Source organism: Micromonospora sp. BQ32 (assembly GCF_059358895.1).
On record NZ_JCADBI010000002.1, the window covers coordinates 486,874 to 507,710 of the forward strand.

19 protein-coding genes are annotated in these 20,837 nt (G+C 71.8%); 14 read left to right on the forward strand and 5 right to left on the reverse strand.

The genetic code is table 11. The features are described 5' to 3' along the window. The first annotated feature begins 1 nt into the window (after position 1). From AC5L30_RS05860 to AC5L30_RS05875, 4 genes are read left to right on the forward strand one after another with little or no spacing between them, the layout of a single operon-like run. Positions 2–922 (forward strand): carbohydrate ABC transporter permease, encoded by a 921-nt coding sequence (locus tag AC5L30_RS05860; RefSeq protein WP_494865872.1) that lies wholly within the window; start codon positions 2–4, stop codon positions 920–922. Then, positions 919–1,740 carry a carbohydrate ABC transporter permease gene (locus tag AC5L30_RS05865; protein WP_494865873.1) on the forward strand — a complete coding sequence of 274 codons (822 nt, stop codon included), beginning with the start codon at positions 919–921 and terminating at the stop codon, positions 1,738–1,740. Before AC5L30_RS05860 ends, AC5L30_RS05865 begins: the two co-directional genes overlap by 4 nt. Beyond that, entirely contained in the window at positions 1,737–3,824 is a 2,088-nt protein-coding gene (locus AC5L30_RS05870; RefSeq protein ID WP_494865874.1) for an alpha-galactosidase, read from the forward strand. Before AC5L30_RS05865 ends, AC5L30_RS05870 begins: the two co-directional genes overlap by 4 nt. Before the next feature lie 46 nt (positions 3,825–3,870). Beyond that, the gene (locus AC5L30_RS05875) at positions 3,871–6,078 is read left to right on the forward strand and encodes a DUF8189 domain-containing protein (protein WP_494865875.1); all 2,208 of its coding nucleotides are present in this window, start codon (positions 3,871–3,873) and stop codon (positions 6,076–6,078) included. A 54-nt stretch (positions 6,079–6,132) separates the two neighbouring features. Here AC5L30_RS05875 and AC5L30_RS05880 read toward each other — a convergent pair whose 3' ends face one another. From AC5L30_RS05880 to AC5L30_RS05890, 3 genes are all read right to left on the reverse strand, one after another. Then, positions 6,133–6,474, reverse strand: coding sequence for a hypothetical protein (locus tag AC5L30_RS05880; protein WP_494865876.1), 342 nt, complete (start codon positions 6,472–6,474; stop codon positions 6,133–6,135). Between the two features lie 147 nt (positions 6,475–6,621). Next, the gene (locus AC5L30_RS05885) at positions 6,622–7,872 is read right to left on the reverse strand and encodes an HNH endonuclease signature motif containing protein (protein WP_494865877.1); all 1,251 of its coding nucleotides are present in this window, start codon (positions 7,870–7,872) and stop codon (positions 6,622–6,624) included. Between the two features lie 144 nt (positions 7,873–8,016). Continuing rightward, positions 8,017–8,496: a winged helix-turn-helix transcriptional regulator gene (locus AC5L30_RS05890; RefSeq protein WP_494865878.1), complete on the reverse strand. Its 480-nt coding sequence runs from the start codon at positions 8,494–8,496 to the stop codon at positions 8,017–8,019. 103 nt (positions 8,497–8,599) lie between these two features. On the opposite strand from AC5L30_RS05890, the gene AC5L30_RS05895 reads away from it, so the two are divergent. After that, a complete protein-coding gene (locus AC5L30_RS05895) occupies positions 8,600–10,162 on the forward strand; it encodes an MFS transporter (RefSeq protein WP_494865879.1) in 1,563 nt (520 codons plus the stop codon). On the opposite strand, the gene AC5L30_RS05900 is transcribed toward AC5L30_RS05895, so the two are convergent. Further along, positions 10,159–11,025, reverse strand: a complete 867-nt coding sequence (locus AC5L30_RS05900; protein ID WP_494865880.1) for an oxidoreductase — start codon at positions 11,023–11,025, stop codon at positions 10,159–10,161. The genes AC5L30_RS05895 and AC5L30_RS05900 overlap by 4 nt on opposite strands. A 155-nt stretch (positions 11,026–11,180) precedes the next feature. On the opposite strand from AC5L30_RS05900, the gene AC5L30_RS05905 reads away from it, so the two are divergent. The 4 genes from AC5L30_RS05905 to AC5L30_RS05920 all read left to right on the forward strand — a co-directional run bounded on the left by AC5L30_RS05905 (position 11,181) and on the right by AC5L30_RS05920 (position 13,990). Further along, on the forward strand, positions 11,181–12,113 hold the full coding sequence (locus AC5L30_RS05905) for a helix-turn-helix domain-containing protein (protein WP_494865881.1): 933 nt from the start codon (positions 11,181–11,183) through the stop codon (positions 12,111–12,113). A 9-nt stretch (positions 12,114–12,122) separates the two neighbouring features. Next, positions 12,123–12,260, forward strand: a complete 138-nt coding sequence (locus tag AC5L30_RS05910; RefSeq protein ID WP_494865882.1) for a hypothetical protein — start codon at positions 12,123–12,125, stop codon at positions 12,258–12,260. 67 nt (positions 12,261–12,327) lie between these two features. Next, the gene (locus AC5L30_RS05915) at positions 12,328–12,870 is read left to right on the forward strand and encodes a TetR/AcrR family transcriptional regulator (RefSeq protein WP_494865883.1); all 543 of its coding nucleotides are present in this window, start codon (positions 12,328–12,330) and stop codon (positions 12,868–12,870) included. Positions 12,871–12,958: 88 nt separating this feature from the next. After that, positions 12,959–13,990, forward strand: coding sequence for a medium chain dehydrogenase/reductase family protein (locus AC5L30_RS05920; protein ID WP_494865884.1), 1,032 nt, complete (start codon positions 12,959–12,961; stop codon positions 13,988–13,990). 7 nt (positions 13,991–13,997) lie between these two features. Here the strand turns inward: AC5L30_RS05920 and AC5L30_RS05925 are convergent, their stop codons facing one another. Further along, the gene (locus AC5L30_RS05925) at positions 13,998–15,179 is read right to left on the reverse strand and encodes a low temperature requirement protein A (protein WP_494865885.1); all 1,182 of its coding nucleotides are present in this window, start codon (positions 15,177–15,179) and stop codon (positions 13,998–14,000) included. A gap of 420 nt (positions 15,180–15,599) precedes the next feature. Here AC5L30_RS05925 and AC5L30_RS05930 point away from each other — a divergent pair, with 420 nt between their 5' ends. The 5 genes from AC5L30_RS05930 to AC5L30_RS05950 all read left to right on the forward strand — a co-directional run bounded on the left by AC5L30_RS05930 (position 15,600) and on the right by AC5L30_RS05950 (position 20,563). After that, positions 15,600–15,773 carry a hypothetical protein gene (locus tag AC5L30_RS05930; RefSeq protein ID WP_172862148.1) on the forward strand — a complete coding sequence of 58 codons (174 nt, stop codon included), beginning with the start codon at positions 15,600–15,602 and terminating at the stop codon, positions 15,771–15,773. Continuing rightward, positions 15,770–16,774 (forward strand): glycosyltransferase family 4 protein, encoded by a 1,005-nt coding sequence (locus tag AC5L30_RS05935; RefSeq protein ID WP_494865886.1) that lies wholly within the window; start codon positions 15,770–15,772, stop codon positions 16,772–16,774. The genes AC5L30_RS05930 and AC5L30_RS05935 overlap by 4 nt, the downstream gene beginning before the upstream one ends. A 116-nt stretch (positions 16,775–16,890) precedes the next feature. Next, positions 16,891–18,027 (forward strand): glycosyltransferase, encoded by a 1,137-nt coding sequence (locus AC5L30_RS05940; RefSeq protein WP_494866084.1) that lies wholly within the window; start codon positions 16,891–16,893, stop codon positions 18,025–18,027. Between the two features lie 44 nt (positions 18,028–18,071). Beyond that, the gene (locus AC5L30_RS05945) at positions 18,072–19,076 is read left to right on the forward strand and encodes a glycosyltransferase (protein WP_494865887.1); all 1,005 of its coding nucleotides are present in this window, start codon (positions 18,072–18,074) and stop codon (positions 19,074–19,076) included. Further along, on the forward strand, positions 19,073–20,563 hold the full coding sequence (locus AC5L30_RS05950) for a glycoside hydrolase family 130 protein (RefSeq protein ID WP_494865888.1): 1,491 nt from the start codon (positions 19,073–19,075) through the stop codon (positions 20,561–20,563). The genes AC5L30_RS05945 and AC5L30_RS05950 overlap by 4 nt, the downstream gene beginning before the upstream one ends. The last annotated feature ends 274 nt before the right edge of the window (positions 20,564–20,837 follow it).

Genomic DNA, 20,837 nt, shown 5'->3' on the forward strand with positions numbered 1-20,837 from the left:
CGTGACAGCAACGATCTCCACGACTTCGGTCACCCCCACCCGGCGGCGGCGACGGTCGGCTCGACTGTCGCCGCTGTTGGTGGCGTTCGTCCTCGTGCCGTTCGCGGTCGAGAGCGTCTGGGTGTTCTGGCCGGCGATCCAGGGTTTCTGGTTCTCGCTCACCCGCTGGGACGGGATGACACCGCCGACCTTCGTCGGTGCCGACAACTACGTCGAGCTGGCCGGCGATGCCACCTTCCGGGGCGCGCTGGTCAACACGGTGATCTGGCTGGTGCTCTTCGGCGGCCTCTCCGTGCTGGGCGGCTTCGGGATGGCGCTCGTCCTGCAGAAGGAGCGGCGCGGGGTCGGCTTCTACCGGGCCGCGCTGTTCACCCCGGTGGTGTTCTCACTGGTGGTGACCGCGCTGGTCTGGCGGGTCTTCTACCAGCCCGACGGCATCGCCGACACGCTGCTGCGGGCGGTGGGCTTGGAGCAGCTGATCCGGCCCTGGCTCGCCGACCCGCAGACCGCCCTGTACGCGGTGATCCTGCCCGCGCTGTGGCGGCAGATCGGGTACGTGATGGTGCTGTTCCTGGCCGGGTTGAAGGCGATCGATCCGGCGCTGCACGAGGCGGCCCGGATGGACGGCGCCAACTCCTGGCAGCGGCTGCGGCACGTCACCATTCCCCAGCTCAAGGGAGTCAACGCCGTCGTGCTGTCGGTCATCGTGATCGACTCGCTGCGCTCGTTCGACATCGTCTGGTCGCTGACCAAGGGCGGGCCGTACCACTCGTCGGAGCTGCTCAGCACCTACATGTACTCGACCGCGTTCCAGAGCCTGCGGCTGGGTTACGCCTCGGCGATCGCTGTCGTGATCTTCGTGCTCGCGCTGGCCGTCATCCTCGGCTACCTGGTCCGCGCGTTCCGGGAGGAAGCATCATGAACAAGCTCCGCACCGGGGCCTTCCACACCGGCATGATCCTGCTCTCGCTGCTCTGGCTCGGCCCGGTGCTCTGGGTGGTGGTGATGTCCACCCGGTCGTTCGACGACATCGCCGCGCACGGCGTGGGCAGCCTGCCCCGGTCGTTCACCCTCGACACCTACCGGCAGGCGTGGACCGACGGTGGTGAGCTGCGCGCGCTGATCAACAGCATGCTGGTCACCGTTCCGTCGGTGGCGATGAGCCTGGCGCTGGCCGCGATGGCCGCGTTCGCGCTGAGTCGCTTCCGGATCCCCGGGCGGCGCACGATCCTGCTGCTGATGCTCGCCGGCAACCTGCTCCCACCGCAGATCCTGCTCATCCCGGTGGCCAAGTTCAGCGAGCTGACCGGCCTGTACGACACGCTCTGGGCGTTGATCGCGGTGCAGGTCGGCTTCGGGCTCGGCTTCTACACCTTCGTCCTGCACGGCTTCATGCGGGACCTGCCCGGCGAGATTCAGGAGGCGGCCACCATCGACGGCGCCGGCACGGCACAGATCTTCACCCGGGTGATGCTGCCCCTGACCCGACCCGCGTTGGCCGCCCTCGGCGCGCTCTCCTTCACCTGGATCTTCAACGACCTGCTCTGGGCGATCACCGTGCTGCGTACCGACGACAACATGCCGGTCACCCCGGCGCTGCTCGCCCTCCAGGGCCAGTTCGTCTCGTCCTGGAACGTCATCGCCGCCGGCACGGTCATCGCGGCCGTTCCGACCGTCGCGGTGTTTCTCCGCTTCCAGCGGCACTTCGTCTCCGGCCTGGCGCTCGGAGCGGTCAAGTGACCGCCGAGGCCGGGCAGCGCTGGACGCTGCGGGGCACGCACACCGAGTACACCGTGCGGGTGCCCGCGCACGGTCGCTGGCTGGAACTTGTCGCGTGGGGGCCGCACGGCGTCTCCGACGGGCCCTCGCCGGTCGCCTACGACGGCCCGGTCCCGTTCCTCACCGCAGGGGACGCCGCCCCCATCGAGTACGCCACCGACGCCGACCGCCCGTTCACCGGCGCCGACCTGGTGATCGAGACCTCGAACGGGCAGCGCCGGGTGGGCTTCGTGCACACCGACGCGCGGATCGACGCCGACCAGCGGGAGCTGGCCGTCGAGTTCGCCGACCCGGTCACCGGGCTGCGCGCCACCGTGCACTACCGGGTTCCCGTCGGCACCGACGTGGTGCAGCGGTGGGTCGAGCTGACCAACGACGGCACCGGCGCGCTGCGGGTCATCCGGGCCGGATCGGGCGGGTTCTGCGTACCGACGCCGCACGGCGCGCTGCTCAGCCACCAGTGGGGGCAGTGGGAGCAGGAGTTCCAGCTCTCCCACGTCGAGCTGGGCCACGGCGCGTTCAGCATCGGTAGCTCCCAGGGCGTACCCGGGCATCTGCACGTGCCCTGGCTGGCCGTGCGCGACACCGCCGAGCCGGCCGGCCCGGCGTGGGGAATGGCGTTGGCCTGGACCGGCTCGTGGGAGATCAGCGCCGAGCGGGACACCGGCGGCCTGACCCGGGTCCGGGTCGGTCGTCAGCTGGTCGACGGCCCGCTGGCGTTGGCCGCGGGCGAACGGCTGACCCTGCCGGTGGTCACCGGGGCGTACAGCCCGGACGGCCTGGACGGGCTGGCCCGGGTCTGGCACACCCACCAGCGGTTGCTGGCCGGAGAGCGGCTCACCCCCCGCCCGGTGCTCTACAACTCCTGGGAGGCGACCTACTTCGCCGTCGAGGCGCAGAGCCAGCTCGCGCTCGCCCGGATCGCCGCCGACCTGGGCGTGGAGACGTTCGTCGTGGACGACGGCTGGTTCGTCGGCCGGAACGGCGACACCGCCGGGCTGGGCGACTGGACGCCCGACCCGGTGAAGTTCCCGGCCGGGTTCGACGCGTTCATCGCCGACGTCCGCGCGCTCGGGCTGAACTTCGGGCTCTGGGTGGAGCCGGAGTGCGTCAACCCGAAGTCGTCCCTGTACGCCGAGCACCCGGACTGGGTCTACGCCGTCGACGGCCGACCGCTCACCCCGGTCCGTAACCAGTACCTGCTCGACCTGGGCCGGCCGGAGGTCGCCGAGTTCGTCCACTCCACCGTTGACGGCCTGCTGCGCCGGTACGACATCGACTACCTGAAGTGGGACTTCAACCGGCCGCGTACCGAGCCGGGTCGGTCCGGTGGGGTGGGCCCGCTCGACCTGGACGGCGCGCACGTCGCCAACCTGCACCGGATCTACGAGCGGTTGCGCCGGGACCATCCCGGTGTGCTGATCGAGGCCTGCGCCGGCGGGGGCGCGCGGACCGACCTGGCGATGGCCGCCCGCGCCGACGTCTTCTGGCCCAGCGACAACACCGGCCCGCTGGACCGGCTGGCCATCCAGTACGGCTTCCTGCACGCCAACGCCCCGCACCTGCTCAGCTCCTGGGTCACCGACGCGGCCGGCCTGTTCGACCCGCGGCCTCGAACGCTGGCGTTCCGGTTCGTCCTGGCGATGGCCGGTGTGCTCGGCATCGGCGCGGACATCCGGGCGTGGACCCCCGCCGAGCGGGCCGAGGCGGCCGGCTGGATCGCCCGCTACAAGGAGATCCGGGACGTCGTCACGCACGGCGAGGTGCACCTGATCGGTGGCCCCGACCAGGCCCGCTGCGCGGTGCAGTACACCGCGCCGGACGAGAACCAGGTGGTCGTGCTGGCCTGGCACACCGGCCGGCTCGACGGTGCCGGGCTGCTTCCGTCCCGCCCGGTCCGGTTGCCGCTGCGCGGGCTCGACCCGGCGGCCCGTTACTCGCACGGCGACCGGCACTACTCCGGCAGCCACCTCGCCACTGTGGGCCTGCCCGTGCAGTGGAGCGCGACCCACGACGCCGACCTCATCGTGCTCACCCGCGACTGAGATCGGAGCACCACCACCCCCACCCCCGAGGGACAGGAGTACCTCCATGCGCCTGAACCGACCGCTGACCGCTGCCCTGGCCGTGCTCGGCCTGGGCCTGGCCAGCCCGATGCCGGCGATGGCCGGCCCACCCCATGCCGACCCACCACAGGCCGGCCCCGGCCGCCCCGGTCACGCCCCGGCGGCCACCGGCGCGGAGGACCAGGGCGCGCCGACCTTCTTCAACAGCGGGCTCGCCCCGACGCCCTACCAGGGCTGGAACACCTACTTCGGCCTCGGTGGCGACCCCACCGAAGCCGAAGTACGGTCGGTCACCGACTACATGGTCCACAGTGGCCTGCGCGACGCCGGCTACACCTACGTGTGGATCGACGGCAACTGGGCCGCGCCCACCCCGCGTAACGAGGCGGGCAATCTGGTCGCCGACCCGGCGCGCTTCCCCGGCGGAATGGCGGCGCTGGCCGCGTACATCCACAGCAAGGGGATGAAGGCCGGCATCTACACCGACGCCGGCCCGTACCTGCCGGGACAGTGCGGGCTCGGCAGCAACGGCCACTACCAGACGGACATCGCCCAGTTCGCCAGCTGGGGCTTCGACGCGCTGAAGGCCGACTGGCTCTGCGGCCGGGCCGCCGGCCTCGACCCGGAGAGCACCTTCCGGGAGTTGGCCGAGGCGGTACGCCAGTCGCCCCGGCCGATGCTGCTCAACATCTGCAACCCGGTCAGCTCGGACTGGGGTGGCGGCCCGTACCCCCCGGAGCAGCTCTCCACCTGGAGCTACACGTACGCGCCCATGATCGCCGACTCCTGGCGCACCTACACCGACGTCGGGCTGACCGACCCGAGCCCGCAGTGGGCGTACCCGTGGGTGCTGCGCAACATGGACGTCAACGCGTACCACCCGGCGGCCACCGGACCGGGGCACTACAACGACCCGGACTACCTGTTGCCGATGCGTCCGCTGCCCGGCGGCGGGTACGAGTTGAGCCTGGAGGAGTCCAAGACGCAGCTCGGCATGTGGGCCATCATGGCCGCGCCGCTGGTGATCGGCTCCGACCCGCGTGGCCTGCCGAAGGAAATGATCTCGGCGTTGACCAATCCGGAGATCATCGCGGTGGACCAGGACCCGCTGGTCCGGCAGGGCGTCAAGGTCGCCGACACCGGCACCGACGTGCAGGTCTGGAGCAAGGTGCTCGCCGGCTCCGGCAAGCGGGCCGTCGCGCTGCTCAACCGGCACGACACCGCCCAGCAGATCACCGTGAAATTCGCCGACGTCGCGCTCGGCGGGTCGGTTCGGGTCCGTGACCTGTGGTCCCGCTCCACCGTGGACGCCCAGCCGGGCACCCCGGGCGTGCAGCCGTTCACCGGCTCGTACACCGTCGAGGTGCCGGCGCACGGGGTGGCCATGCTCGGCCTGACCGGCACCGACCAGGTCGCCGGTGCCGACCTCGGTGGCACGGCCAGCGCCAGCCCGGCGCTGGTCCGGGTGGACGACACGCACGCCACCGCCTTCGTCCGCGACGCTTCCGGTGCGCTGGCCGTCAACACCCGCTCCGGTACGACCTGGGGAAGCCGGTGGACCTCCCTCGGCGGCCCGGTCGGCGGCCGGATCCTCGGCCAGCCGGCGGCGTACGGCTCCGCCGACGGGCGGCTCGACGTCTTCGTCCGCGGCACCGACAACGCCGCCTGGCAGCGCAGTTACGTGGCCGGCAACTGGGGGCCGTGGCGCAGCCTCGGCGGCACGCTGACCGACGCGCCCACGGTGGCCTGGACCAGCCCGACGCAGTGGACGCTGGTCGCCCGCGGTGCCGACGGCAAGCTCTGGTCGCGTACGCCGAACGCCGGCTGGACCGGCGTCGGGGCGCCCGAGAACCGGCCGTTCTACGGTCGGCCGAGCGCGGTCGTCGACGACGCCGGCGTGCTGCACGTGGCGGTGCGCAGCCGCACCGACGAGGTGTGGTGGAGCAGCCGGACCGGCACCACCTGGTCGGCCTGGACCAACCTGGGCGGCACCACCAGCGGCAGCCCGACCCTGCTCGCCACCTCCGGCCGGGTCTACCTGTTCGCGCTGGCCGCCGACAACCGGCTCTGGCAGCGCAACCTGGCCGACGGCGCCTGGGGTGGCTGGTTCCGACGCGGTGAGTTCGCCACCGACGCGTTCCGGGGTGCGCCCGGGGCCGCCGCCGGTGCCAACGGCAGCGCCTGGCTGGCGGTACGCGGCGTCGACGACCGGGTGCACCAGGTCATCCTCTGATCCACGGTGGCGGGCCGTCGACCGGCGGCCCGCCACCCAGCCAGCCAACCTCGCTCAGGCTGGGACGAGTTCCCGGCATCGACGCAGGGCGGCCAGGGCCAGCGGTGCGTCCCGGCCCGCGATCCCGGCCTCCAGCTCGGCGACCGCTCCCGCGGCCCGCGCCGGATCACCGGCCGCGGCTGCCGCCTCGGCCAGCACCAACACGGCGTCGGCGGCCCACGTCAGGATGCCCTTTCCACGTACCAGCGACAGCGCGTCCGCCGCGTGCCGGACGGCCTCGTCCGGACGCCCGGTCAGGGTCAGCCGGGCCAGCGCCGAGAGCGCCTGCACCAGCGGCCAGATCGCACCGACCCGCCGGGCGTCGACCACCACCTCCCGCAGCGCCCGCTCGGCCACCCCCACCTCGTCGCGCCCCTCAGCGCCGTCGGCGGGTCCTCCGGCGTTGCCGCCAGCCCCTCAGCATTGCCGCCACGCCCCTCAGCGTTGCTGCGGATTGCGGTGCGGGGACGGCTTGAGATGCTGGGTGGCGTCGGCTGGCTGTTCCTACGTTCGCCGGTGGTAGTGGTTGCGGCGGGGGAGTTGTTCGGGGTCGAGCCAGGCGGGTGGGATGAATTCGGGGTGGCCGTCGCCGCCGAGTCGGACGCTCCAGTCGCTGTGGTGAAGGTGTCGGTGGTGGTGGCCGCAGAGCAGTACTGCGTTGCCGACGCTGGTGTCGCCGCCGTCGGCCCAGTGCTGGATGTGGTGGGCGTCGCACCAGCGCGGTGGTCGGTCGCAGCCGGGGAAGGCGCAGCCGCCGTCGCGCAGCACCAGGGCGCGGCGCAGTGGGCCGCTGATGAGGCGGCGTTGTCGCCCGACGTCGAGGACCTGGCCAGCGCCGCCGAGGACGGCGGGCAGCAGGGTGGCGTCGCAGGCGAGTCGGCGCACCGTTTCCGGGGTGAGGTGCAGGCCGGTGTCGAGGGTGCCGGTGGACAGCTGCCGGGTCAGCCCGTCGTAGCTGGTGGTGACGACAATCTGCGCCGGGTCGCCACCGCTGTCGGGCAACTCGCCGGTCCGGAGGGTGAGTCGGCAGAGGTCGGCGAGGGCGTCGTGACGGCGTTGCCCCGGGGAGCGTTGGTCGTCGGGGCCGCAGGGTGCGCTCAGTGGGTCGATGGCGGCGCGGAGCAGGCCGGCGGTTTCGGCGTCGAGGGTGCCGGTGAGCCGGAGTCGGCCGTCGGTCTGCTCGGACAGCGTGAGGTGCCGGTCGCGGGTGGCGCGGCGGTCTTCTGCTTCCAGTGCGGCGCGAGTGGCGGCGTCGGCGATGTCGGGGGCGACGTGGTCGAGGATGCGGGTGCCGAGTTTGCGCAGGTGCGTGGGGTCGAACTGCCTGGCCCAGTCGATGAGCACACCAACCGCTTTGTCGGCGGTCTCGGCGTCGGCCGACCTGTTCACGGTGTTCACGGTGTCGACGATGACCCGGGCCTGATCCAGGCTGATGGCGCCATCAGCCAGCGCTCGTCGTATCCCCGGGTTGCCGGCGTCGAGAGTCGTGGCGAGCTCGATCAGGCGGCGGGCGGCGGGGATGGTGAGTCGCAGGCGTTCGCGGAGCCAAACCGCGGTGGAGGAGGCGCCCTGCGTGCGGGCGGTGCCGCGACCGTCGACCTCGCGGATCAGGGTGAGGGTGACGGCGGCGAGGCGTTGCTGAAGGCGGTGCGTGACGTCGAGCGCGGCGATCAGGTCGTGTTCCGGAAGGGCCCAGGCGGGCGCGTCGACGCAGGCGGTGACCGCGTCGTCTGCTTGCGCCAACTCCTCGACCATGACCCGAGACTAGAACAGGTGTACGACACTTTCAGTCACCATGATCGATTGGATTGGCGGCACCCGCCCTGGAGCTGGCAGGGCCGCGCTGTGGCTGAAGTGTGCCGGCAGTGTGGCTTCGGGGCGAGGTCGTGGCTCGGAGTGTCAGTCGCGCCGGACGAGGCCCGGGCCGGCGATGATGTCGATGTCGCCGTCCGCGATCTCGTGGCCGGCGGCGCAGCGGAGCACCGCGCGGATCGGCTCGCCGCAGTCGTGGTGGGTGGCGACGATGGACGGGCCGGTGTCGGTGGCGGCCCAGGTGTCGCCCCAGTTGCGAAGCGCGGTGATGACGGGCAGGAGTTCGCGGCCCTTGCGGGTGAGTTGGTACTCGTGGCGGGTGCGCTGCCCGGGCTCCCGGTAGGGGATTCGTTCGAGCAGTTCGGCGGCGACCATCTCCTTGAGTCGGGCGGCCATGGCGGGCTCGCCGACGCCGACCCGGCGGACGAAGTCGTCGAAGCGGCGCGTGCCGAGCAGGGCCTCGCGCATGATCAGGACGGTCGACCTGCTGCCCACGATGTCCATCGCCCGGGCCACCGAGCAGTTTTCGCTCGTCCAGGAATCGCGATCGTCTCGTAGGTCCTCCATGCCATCCAGCGTACCTGGCTTGCGTGGGCGCTAGCCAGGTGCTTCACTGGGTCACGCTGGCTTCAGCGGACGCAAGTCAGACCCTCGGCTTGAAGGATCTTCAGTGACCACCAGCACCACGGCCCCGAACCCAGCCGGACCGGCCGGGCCCGGGCCGACCGCCACCGCCCGCTCATCCCTGCGCGGCTCCCGCCCGGTGACCCTGATCGCCATGTGTCTGGGCGCGATGATCACGTTCCTGCAGATCACCGCGACCGTTTCCGCGCTGACCACGATCCAGCGGGACCTGCGGGTCGACCCGACCACCCTGGTCTGGATCCCCAGCGCCTACACCCTGATGGTGGCGAGCGTCGTGCTGTCCGCCGCCACCCTGGGCAGCCGTTACGGGCGTCGGCGCATGTTCGGTGCCGGGGTCGTCGCGATGATCGTCGGGGCGGCCGTCGTGGCCGGCGCTCCGACCGTCGCGTGGGTGATCGTCGGGCAGTTGGTCGCCGGTCTCGGTGGGGCCCTGATCCTGCCGAACAGCCTGGCGATCCTCGGCGCGACCTTCACCGACCCGCACCGACGGACCGAGGTCATCACCGCGTGGTCGGCGGCGTCCGGCATCGGGCTCGCGATCGGCCCGCTCATCGCTGGCACCCTGCTGCGGCACTACCAGTGGCACAGCGTCTACCTGTCGACGATCGCGCTGGGCCTGGTCACCCTCGTCGTCGCCGTCGTCGGGGTGGCCGAGTCCCGGCCGAACGCCGCCCGTCTCGACGTGCCCGGCCTGCTGCTGGGCACCGTCGCCATCGCGACCGCCGTCTACGCGCTGATCCAGGGCGGCAAGGTCGGCTACACCAGCCCGGTGGTATCGACTGCCTGGGTGGTCGCGGCCGTCGCACTTGTCGCGTTCGTGCTGGTCGAGCTGCGGACCAGCGCGCCGATGCTGGACGTACGGCTGTTCCGGTCCGCGTCGTTCAGCGCTGTCATGGTCGTCGGCGCGGTGTCGCTGTTCGGTTTCACCGGGGTGGCGATCCTGCTGGTCCTCTTCCACGAACGTGCCCAGGCGCTCAGCCCGCTGGACACCGGCTGGCGGATGCTGGTGCTCTTCGGCGTCTACGTGCTGGTCGCCTTCGGCGCGGGCCGGGCGATCCGTCGTACCGGATTCAAAGCGCCGTTGACCCTCGGCCTGGTCCTCGGTGCGGTGGCGAGCTTCGCGCTGGCGAGCCAGGGGCCGACCACGTCGTTCGGTCACCGCTGGGCGCTGTTCGCGTTGTTCGGCGCGGCCAGCGGTCTGGTGGTCGCTCCGGCGACGGCGGCGGCGTTGGCCAGCGTCGCGCCCGCCCAGGCCGGCATGGCCTCCGGGGCGGTCAACGCCGCCCGCCAGGTCGGCTCGGTGCTCGGCTCGTCCCTGCTCGGCACGCTCCTCACCACCACGATGGTGGCCGACCTGCCGGACCGGCTCGCCGCGCACCAGGTCGGCGAACCCACCCGTACCGCCGTGCAGGCGGCGGTGGCCGCCGGCGTCAACGGCGACCAACCGCTGCCCGACCCGGTCCGGGCGGCGCTCGCCGAGGCACTGACCTCCGGTGTCCAGGCCGGGTTGCGGATCAACGGCGTCGTCTTCCTGGTCACCGCCGTGTTGGCGGTCACCCTGATCCGCAACCGGCCGCACCAGCACTAGGAGGTGAGCCCGTCCAGCTTCTCGATGGCGTCGGCCGGCAGCTTCAGGTCGGCCGCCGCCATGTTCTCCCGCAGGTGCGCCAGGCTGGAGGTGCCGGGGATCAGCACGGTGGTGGGGGAGCGCTGGAGCAGCCAGGCGAGCGCGACCTGCTGCGGCGAGGCGCCCAGCCGGGCGGCCACGCCGTCGAGCGTGTCGGACTGCAACGGCGTGAACCCGCCGAGCGGGAAGAACGACGCGAACGCGATGTTCTCCGCCGCGCACCGGTCGACCAGGGCGTCGTCCTGCCGGTTGACGAGGTTGTAGAGGTTCTGCACGGTGACCACCGGCGCGATGGCCTGGGCCTCGGTGAGCTGGTTGAGCGTGACGTTGCTGAGCCCGAGGTGCCGGATCAGGCCCTCCTGCCGCAGCTCCGCCAGCGCGGCGAACTGCGCGCCGAGCGGCGCTTCGCTGGCGCCTTCCGTTCCCCCCACCCGCAGGTTGACCACGTCGAGGGCGTCCAGGCCGAGGTGTTCCAGGTTCTCCCGGACCTGGGCCTTGAGGTCGTCCGGTGCCAGAGACGGGATCCAGGACCCGTCGGCGCCGCGTCGCGCGCCGACCTTGGTGACCAGGTGCAAACCCTGGGGGTACGGGTAGAGCGCCTCGCGGATCAGCTCGTTGACCACGACGGGCCCGTAGAAGTCGCTGGTGTCGATGTGCCGGACGCCCAGGTCGACGGCCTCGCGGAGGACGGCCAGCGCCTGCTCGCGATTCCGGGGCGGGCCGAAGACGCCGGGGCCGGCCAACTGCATCGCCCCGTAACCCATCCGGCTCAGGGTGAGGCCGTCAGCGGGGGTGAGGGCACCACCGGGAAGGTTCTCGCTCATCTCGTCCTCTGTCCGTTGTCGTGGTGACATCTGCGGCCGTTCGGAACCGGCCCTCCGACGACTCTCCGCCGGCGTTCACCCGGGCGGCAGGGCGAGCTGTTCCTGGTAGTGACACAGCCAGTCACCGTGCCGCCCGGCGATCTACCGTCGGTGGTATGGACGCAACGAACCAACTCGGTGACTTCCTGCGCGCCCGCCGGGAGCAGGTCCGGCCCGAGGACGTCGGGCTCGGCCCGGGCGTGGGCCTGCGCCGGGTGCCGGGGCTGCGCCGCGAGGAGGTGGCGATGCTGGCCGGCATCAGCGCCGACTACTACCTCCGATTGGAGCAGGGTCGCGAGCGGCACCCTTCGGTGCAGGTCCTCGACGCCCTCGCCGGGGTGCTGCGGCTGGACCCGGAGGCGACCGCGTACATGATCGGGCTGAGCCGTGCGCGGTCGCGCCGGGCGGTCCGGCCGGCTGCCGAGCGGGTGCCGGCCAGCATCCTGCACCTGCTGCGGCAGCTCTCCATGCCGGCCTTCGTGCAGAATCGCTACCTCGACATCCTGGCCTCGAACCCGATGGCGAGGGCCCTGTCGCCGAATCTCGCCCCGGGCGCCAACCGACTCCGTGCGGTGTTTCTGGACCCGGCCGAGCGGGAGCTGTTCCGTGACTGGCGGCAGGCGATGCAGAGTGTGGTGGGGCAGATGCGTGCCGACTCGGCCGGGGCGGCCGACGACCCGCGGCTGGCGGCGCTGGTGGGGGAGTTGTCGATCAAGGATGACTGCTTTCGGCGGCTGTGGGCGCGCCACGAGGTGCGTCGACGGGAGGGCGTGGTCACCCGGCTGAGCCACCCCGAGGTGGGCGACCTCGACCTGTACTGCGACAAGCTCGCGGTTGCGGGCGCCGACGGGCAGCTGCTGGTGATCTACCACGCCGAGCCCGGTACGGAGTCCGCCCGCTCGTTGGCGCTGCTCGGCTCGATCGCCGCCAGCACCACGGACGACGTCCCGGACAGCCTCCGACCCGGCGACCCGGCTCGGCTCTATCCGCTGGAGTTAGCCCCTCCGGGCCGTTGCGGGGTCGCCGCCTGGGTGGGGACGTGCGCGTAGCGCTTGCGCATGGCTTCGCTGGCGGCCGGGCCGGCGGCGAAGACGAAGTCGGCGTCGTCGAGCGGGCGACCGGTGTTTGCCGGCCTCCGGTACCGCTTCAGCGACTACGACGACAGCGCCATCCGGGTACTGCGTATCGCGCCCTGACGACCAGGCGGCTGCCGAGCGGCTGCGCGGCTTGACGATGCTTGTTTGTGAGTGCACACTTACAAACATGCGATCCACCGCCGAGGCCCGCCGGGTCACCGTCCTGAACGCCGCCGTGTCGGCGTTCGCGCGCACCGGCTTCCATGCCACCCCGGTCACTGCGGTGGCCGCCGCCGCCGGCATCTCCGAGGCGTACGTCTTCCGGCTCTTCTCCGGAAAACTCGGGTTGTTCGTGGCGGCGGCCGGTGCGTGTTTCGACCGGATCGCCACCGCGATCGAGGCGGGTGCGGAGCGCGCCGAGGGCGACAGCCCAGAGAAGATCCTGGACGCCATGGGCGGTGCCTACGCGGAGCTGATCGCCGATCGTGATCTGCTGCTCTTCCAGGTGCAGGCGCAGGCCGTCACGGACATCCCGGAGGTCGCCGAGGCGGTGCGCGCCGGCTACCGGCGGGTTGCGACCTTCGTGCAGAGCCGGGCCGGCGCCAGCGACGCGCAGGTGCAGCAGTTCTTCGCGTACGGCCAGCTGTGCCACCTGATCGTGACCGCCGGCCTGGAGCAGGTCCCGGAGCCCTGGGCTCGCGCCCTCACCGCCGGCATTCGCCACCCCTGACCGACCCCCGATGCTGGGCCGCTTCGGCGGCCCATCTTTCGACCCGCTGAAGTGTGTGAGTGTGCACTTACAAACAGGGAGAACCCCGATGACCACCGACACGACGATCACCGAAGTGGTGCTGCCCGGCGTGGTGGAGCCCGACGGCCTCCGGCTGCACCGGCGCGCGATGCCCGTCCCCGCCCGGGGGCAGGCGCTGGTCCAGGTCGAGGCCACCGGCATCTCGTTCGCCGAGCAGCAGATGCGCCACGCGCTCTATCCCGGTCAGCCGAAGTTCCCGTTCGTGCCCGGCTACGACCTCGTCGGCACGGTCCGGGCGGTCGGTCCCGGCGGCGACGACGCGCTGATCGGCACCCGGGTGGCAGCCGTCACCAAGACCGGCGCCTGGGCCACACACGCGCTTGTCGACATCGACGCCCTGGCCCCCGTACCCGTGGGTCTGGACCCCGCTGCGGCCGAGACCGTCGTCGTCAACGGGGTGACCGCCTGGCAGATGCTGCGCGACGCCGACCTGACGGCCGGGCAGACCATCCTCGTGCACGGCGCGAACGGCGGCGTGGGGAGCGTGCTCGTCCAGCTCGGCCGACACCTCGGTCTGCGGGTCATCGGCACCGCCGCCGCACGGCACCACGCCGGTCTGCGCGAACTCGGCGTCGAACCGCTCGACTACCGCGACCCGGACATGGCCGCGCGGGTCCGCGAGCTGTCGCCGGGTGGCGTCGACGCCGTCTTCGACCCGGTCGCCGGCCCGGGTGTACGCACCTCGTACGCCCTGCTCGCCCCCCGCGGCAAGCTGGTCGTGTACGGCAACGCCGCCGCCGTGGGCACCGGACAGTCGGTCGGGTGGGTCTTCGTGAAGCTGCTGACCCGCCTCTACACCTGGAACGCGCTGCCCAACGGCCACCGGGCCGGTTTCTACAACTTTTGGGCCGGTCGGCTCACCCGCCGTGCCGCGTTCCGTCGTCGCCTGCGCGCCGACCTCGGCATCGTGCTCGACCTGTTGCGGCAGGGAGTGATCGTGCCGCGGATCGCCGCCCGCTACCCCCTCAGCGAGGTCTCCGCGGCGCTGGTGTTCGCCGAGAATCGCAGCCGGGCCGGCAAGGTCGTGCTGGAGCCCTGATCACCGACTACGTCGAGGGCATGGGTGGTTCGGGCGGTTTTCCGTGGGCCCGGATGCTGTCGGTGACGGCAACTCCGGCGAGCACCAGGGCCGCGGCGAGGCCGGTCACCAGCGCGGGGGCAAGCATCAGGACGGGCCCCGCGACCGCCAGCACGAGCAGCGCGAGCAGCCGAGACGGAGACACGCGGCTGAACACCTCGTACTCGAACCGGGCGCGTCCAAGCAGGAACAGCGCGAGCCCGCCGAGGAGAACGCCGGCCAACCACGGCGACGTCTCCTCGGCGGGCTCGCTGATGATGTCCTCGAAGCTGGCGGAGACGGCCACGACGCCGGCCACCATGAGGAGGTGGGTGTTGGGCGCGGACCGTACGAACCCGCCCGGGTCCCGGGAAGCCTCGATGGCGGCCTTCAGCAGCGCCCCGGCGCGATGGACGTAGATCTGCCACAGCAGCACGGTCGCGGCGAACCCGACCAGGAGTGCCGCCGTCCGCTCGATGGTCAGGTCGTGGGCGGCGTAGGTCAGGGTGATGACGAGGATGAGATCGCCGAGGGCGAGCGTGAAGATCTGCTGGTAGCGCTCCGCCAGGTGGTCGGCCGCCACCGCGTAGTGGGGTGTGGGCAGACGACCGATCCGCGGTGTGGGGTAACGAAGCCAGGCGGCCGCATAGTCGACAGCGAGCGCGGCGGTCCACAGCAGGCCTCGGGCCGGGGCGCTGACGAAGGCGCCGGCGAGCCACGGCACGGCGGACACAGCGAACCAGAACATGAACCGGCTGGAGCGCTGCGGCTCCATGCGGCCGCCCAGCGCGGCGACGAGGAAGGTGCCACGTCCCACCTGGATCGCCACGTACGCGCCCGCGAAGACCAGGCCGTGCTCGGCGAAGGCTTCGGGCAGCGCACCGGCCATCAGGATCGTCCCGAACATGACCCAGAGCGTCACGGCGAAGATCGAGGATCGGCCGGGGTGTTGGAGCTCGGTGGCCAGCGCGGTAGCTGCCCAGACCCACCAGATGGCCATCAACAGCACCACGGTCTCGAAGACCCCGACCCAGTCGAGACGCTGGGCCAGGGTCCGCGACGTCAGGGCTAGGGCGGCGACGAACACCAGGTCGAGGAAGAGCTCCAGCAGGGTCGCCCGCTGGGGCCCCTCATCCTCGCGGGTCAGCCCTACCGCTTGGTCGGTTGTCATCAGGTGCCCGCCTACCTGCTCCGGACCTTCGATCCTAGTGAGATCTGGGGCGGTAACTTGGGCAAAGCCGTGGGCCGGCCTCGTCGAGGTGCCGGATCCAGGCGGCTGGGCGGCGCCTTCCGACCTGCCCGGCTGCCCGTGCATGTGCAGCCGCACGTCTCAAGGGCGTACGGTGAACATGTCGCCCGGGATCCCGGTGGCCGCCAGGCGCCGTCGCCGTCAGCCCATCAGGGGCGTTATCGAACGTCATCCCCGTCGTCGCGACTCACTGGTCGTGTTGGCCGATCGCCGACCACGTCTCGGCCGTCGGGTTCGACCGCCATCGCGGTCGGAACGGTTGGTGATCCGGATCCGACCGCGCGTGCATACCAGTGTCCGTACGAATGATCGTTTTGAACACCTTAACCAGGGGAGAACCAGATGAGGATCGCCAGGGACAGGATCGTCACCGCACTTCGCGACCGGGGTCAGCAGGCCCGGGCCGACTGGGTCGAGCGCGAGCTGCCGGAGCGCGTGGACCCGGCCAAGCACTCCGGGCTACTCGCCACCCTGCATCTCAACCCAGCTGATCTAGTCGACGCATCCTCCCCTTGAGGGTTGCGCTGCTCGGACCGGTCGCCTGGCGTACGCCCCCACACCACTACGGCCCGTGGGAGCAGGTGACCGGTCTGCTCGCCGAGGGGCTGGTCAGCCGCGGGGTCGACGTGACGCTCTTCGCGACACTGGACTCCGTCACGTCCGCCCAACTCGACGGAGTCTGCCCACGGGGGTACGCGGACGACCCGGACCTGGACGGGCGGGTGTGGGAGGCGATGCACGTCTCCCACGCGATGGCCCGCTCGGCGCAGTTCGACCTGGTGCACAGTCACCTGGACTGGCTGCCCCTGGCGTTCGCGGAACACTGCCGCGCGCCGCTGCTGACCACAGTGCACGGCTTCTCCGGCGCGGGGATCCTGCCCGCCTATGGCCGAGCCCGCTCGTCGTACGTGTCGATCTCCGACGCCGACCGGGCGCCGGAGCTCGACTACGTGGCCACGGTTTACCACGGCGTCGACGTCGGCGGACTGCCGTTCACCAACGAGGCCGGTCCTGGGCTGGCCGTCTTCGGCCGGATCCACCCGGACAAGGGGACCCACACCGCGATCGAGATCGCCCGCCGCGCCGGCCGACCGCTCACCATCTGCGGGATCGTGCAGGACGAGCGGTATTTCGCCGAGCAGGTTGCCCCGCACATCGATGGCGACCAGGTCGTCTTCCTCGGGTCGGTGGGTCCGCGGCGGCGTGCCGAGGTGCTGGGTGACAGCACCGCACTGCTGCACCCGATCGCCTTCGACGAACCGTTCGGGCTGTCAGTCGTGGAATCGATGGTCTGTGGCACTCCGGTCGTCGCCTACAAGCGGGGGTCCATGCCCGAGGTTGTCGACGAAGGGGTGACGGGTTTCCTCGTCTCCACCGTCGACCAGGCCGTCGAAGCGATCACCCGGGTCACCGGCCTCGATCGGATGGAGTGTCGGGCGCGGGCTTTGCAGCGCTTCAGCGCGGACCGGATGGTCACCGACTATCTCGCCGTCTACGACCAGCTCGTCCGCGACTGACTGAACCGCACCGCTCTCCGTTCCGCCGGTCACACACGCTGACCGGCGTGCACCGTCCCCGCGTGAGGCTCGCCCCGAACTCCTGCGGTGGCCGACAACCGGAAGGCCCGACGTTCATGCCCAGCTACGGATTCCTCAGCACCCACCCACCGACCCGGTGCGGACTGGCCACGTTCAACGCGGCCCTCGCCGCCCAGCTGATCGCCGACGGCACCCGCGGCGGCATCGTCCGGGTCACCGATCACGGTGACGACCAGCGGCCCGTGCCCGGGGTGGTGCACACCTGGTCGGCGCGTAACCCGGCCGGCTGGCGGGAGGCGGCGGCTGCCCTGAACGCGTACGACGTGGCGATCGTCCAGCACGAGTACGGCATCTACCCCGGCACCGACGGCGAGGAGGTCCTGCCGTTGCTGCGGCGGCTCAGCGTGCCGAGCATTGTGGTTCTGCACACCGTGCTCAGCCAGCCCTCGCCCCGGCAGAAATCCCTGTTGGAGCAGATCGTGGCGACCGCCGGGGCGGTCGTCACGATGACCGACACCGCCCGCGACCGGCTGCTCGTCGGGTACGCCGTGTCAGCGGGCAAGGTGACGGTGATCCCGCACGGCGCGGCCGAGCTTGCCGGCGTACCCGTCGACCGGCGTACCCGCCCGCACCTGCTCACCTGGGGGCTGCTCGGGCCGGGCAAGGGCATCGAGTGGTCGTTGCGGGCCCTTGCGCGGTTGCAGGACCTGGAACCGACTCCTACCTACACGGTGGCGGGGCGGACCCACCCGAAGGTGATCGAGCACCACGGTGAGGCGTACCGGGCGGGGCTGCACCAGCTCGGTGCCCAGCTGGGCGTCGCGCACGCCGTCGACTACCAGGACGTCTACCACGACCAGGAGGCGCTGGGCCGGTTGATCCGCTCGGCCGACGTGGTCGTGCTGCCCTACGACTCCCGCGAACAGGTCACCTCCGGCGTACTCATCGAAGCGGTGGCCGCCGGGGTGCCCGTCGTGGCGACGGCGTTCCCGCACGCTGTCGAGCTGCTCACCGGTGGGCCCGGCCTGGTCGTACCCCACCAGAACCCGGCGGCACTGGCCAAGGCGATCCGGCGGGTCCTGACCGAACCGGGCCTGACGGCCCGGTTGGCCGGGCGGGTTCGCCCGCTGGCCGCTCACCTGCGTTGGCCTGCGGTGGCGGCCCGCTACGGCACCCTCGCCGAAGAGCTCCTCGACGCCCGCTCACCCGCGGTCAGCGCTGTGCCGGCGTGACGGCGACCACCGGACGCCCCCGGATATCGTCGGGTGGGCGCTGGGTGACGGCACCCGCGCCGAGCTTCGCGCACCTGGCCCGGCTGAGCGACGACACCGGTCTGTTCGAGCATGCCCGGCACGCCATCGTCCGCCGCGAGCACGGCTACTGCACCGACGACGTGGCTCGCGGCCTGGTAGTCGTCAGCCGCGAGCCGGAGCCGAGCGAGGAGCTGCTCCGGCTGGCGGAGCGGTACCTGGCGTTCCTGACCCACGCGCAGGACCCCGGTGGCGCGTTCCACAACCGACTCGGGTACGACCGGCGCTGGGTCGACGAACCAGGGCTCGGCGACTGGTGGGGTCGAGCTCTGTGGGGCCTGGGCACGGCCGTCGCCCGCAGCCCCGTCCCATGGGTACGTGAGGAGGCGCTGGTCGCCTTCAGCCGGGGTGCCACCCGGCGGGCCAAGGCCCCGCACACGATGGCCTTCGCCGGTCTGGGCGCGGCCGAGGTGCTCCGTCGCCATCCGGGCCACGTCGCCGCCGCGTCCCTGCTGGCGGATGCGGCCAACACGATCGGCCCCCCGGGCTCCGATCCGGGGTGGCCGTGGCCACGGCAGGAGCTGACGTACGCCAACGCCGCCCTCGCCGAAGTGGTCATCGTCGCGAGTCAGCTTCGCGAGGGTGGCCCACCTCTCGACGACGGCCTGCGCATGTTGACCTGGCTGCGCGATGTCCAGCTCCGCGAAGGGCGGTTGTCGGTGGTGCCCGCCGGGGGTTGGCGGCGCGGGGCCGTACGGCTGCGGCACGACCAGCAGCCGATCGAGGTCGCCGCCTTCGCCGATGCCTGCGCCACGGCGGCCGCGGTCACCGGGGATCCAGAGTGGGACAACGAGGTGCGGCAGGCGGTCGGGTGGTTCCTCGGCGACAACGACCTCGGCACGCCGATGTGGGATCCGGCGACCGGCGGTGGCTACGACGGGCTGACCGCGCACGGGCCCAACCTCAACCAGGGGGCCGAGTCCACCCTCGCGCTCATCTCCACCCTGCAGCACGCCCGGCGGTGGTCGTGACCCGGAGTCTGGCCGTCCGGCAGGACGTCACCCTCACCCCGGATCCACGCCGCGTCATCATCAAGCTCTTCGTTCCGGGTGAGGATGCCGCGGTGGTACGGACCCGCGCGCAGGCGCTCATCGACCGGGTCGCGCACCTCGACGACGAGGAAACCGCCCGGCTGCTGCGGGAGACCTTCGACCGGTTCGGTGCCCGGCACCGCGATCTGGCCGGCACCTTCCACCACCACTACGACCTGGTCCGGCACCGCGCCGCGCGGGCCCGGGATCTCTCGCCGAACAGCCGGCTGCTGGTCGGCGCCTACTTCAGTCACGAGTACGCCGTCGAGGCCGCCGCCCTGTGCAACCCGTCGATGGTGGCCCACCCGGACCAGACCGATCTCGGCCCCGGGCAGCTGCGCGTCGCCGTCAGCCTGCGCCAGGTCGGGGAGGGCCACGTGTCCTCGATCGGTTTCGCCACCGCGATCGTCGGACCGGGGGAACAGCTCACGATCGCCGATCGGGCCGGGCCGTTGGCCGTCGGGCAGCGGATGGGCGTACGGCACCGTCGGGACCTGCTCGTTGCCGGCCTGGCCGAGGAGGACTGCGACAACGAGGTCGCGGCCACGGTGCTGGACGCGTTGCCCGAGTGGTACGACGAGGCCGCCTTCGAGCGGGTGCTCGGCAACCTGCCACCCGATCTGCTCTCGCGGAGCACCGGGTTGGGGACCGTCGAACAACTGCGTCGTACCAACGCCGGTAGCTACGCCACGGCCTTCCCCGCCGACACGGTCCTCCACCAACGGGTGCTCTGGCCAGCCACCCCGGCGGAGAGCAACGGCATGGAGGACGCGCGGTTCGTCCGTTTCGTCGATGAATCCGGGCCGGCGTACCGGGCCACCTACACCGCCTACGACGGCCGGAACATCGCCACCCGCGCACTGGCCAGCGACGACCTGCGCCGGTTCGAGATGACCCCGATGCGCGGGCCGGGTGCCCGGAACAAGGGGCTCGCGTTGTTTCCGCGTACCGTCGGCGGCCGGCACCTGGCACTGTGCCGTGCCGACGGCGAGACCATCGGCCTGACCGCCCTGGACGGCGAGAACCGCTGGCAGGCCCCGACCCCGTTGCACGCGCCGGGCGAGAGCTGGGAGTTGATCCAGGTCGGCAACTGCGGATCACCGATCGAGACCGACGTCGGCTGGCTCGTGCTCACCCACGGTGTCGGGCCGATGCGTCGGTACGCGATCGGTGCGCTCCTGCTCGACCTGCACACACCGGAGCGGGTCGTCGCCCACCTGCCCGGTGCTCTTCTCACCCCAGACGAGAACGACCGGGACGGGTACGTACCGAACGTCGTCTACTCCTGCGGTGCGCTCGTGCACGATGGCGAGCTGTGGATGCCGTACGGGGCGAGCGACGCGCGGGTGGGATTCGCCACCGTGCCGCTGTCCGCGCTCCTCAGCGCGATGGTCGAGGCCCCACCATCGGGCACCCGGGACGATTGAGCGCCGGTGGTGCTGCCCCGGCGGGAAGCCGGGCGCGGTGTTGCCAGGGCTGACGCCGAGGCTCTGGGCGAGGAAGGTTGGCCCGGTGTTGGTGACCGTGGAACCGGCAAGCACGGAGAAGTTCGCCGCCGTTCCGAGTCCGACCGGTGCTTCCGCCGCGCTCGCGCCGGTGCCCCTGACGAGAAGGACGGCGACGGCTGTGCCACTGGCGGCGATGGCCGCCAGTGCGGACAGGACCGCGCGTCTCGGCTGACTGGATTGTTTGGTTGTCACT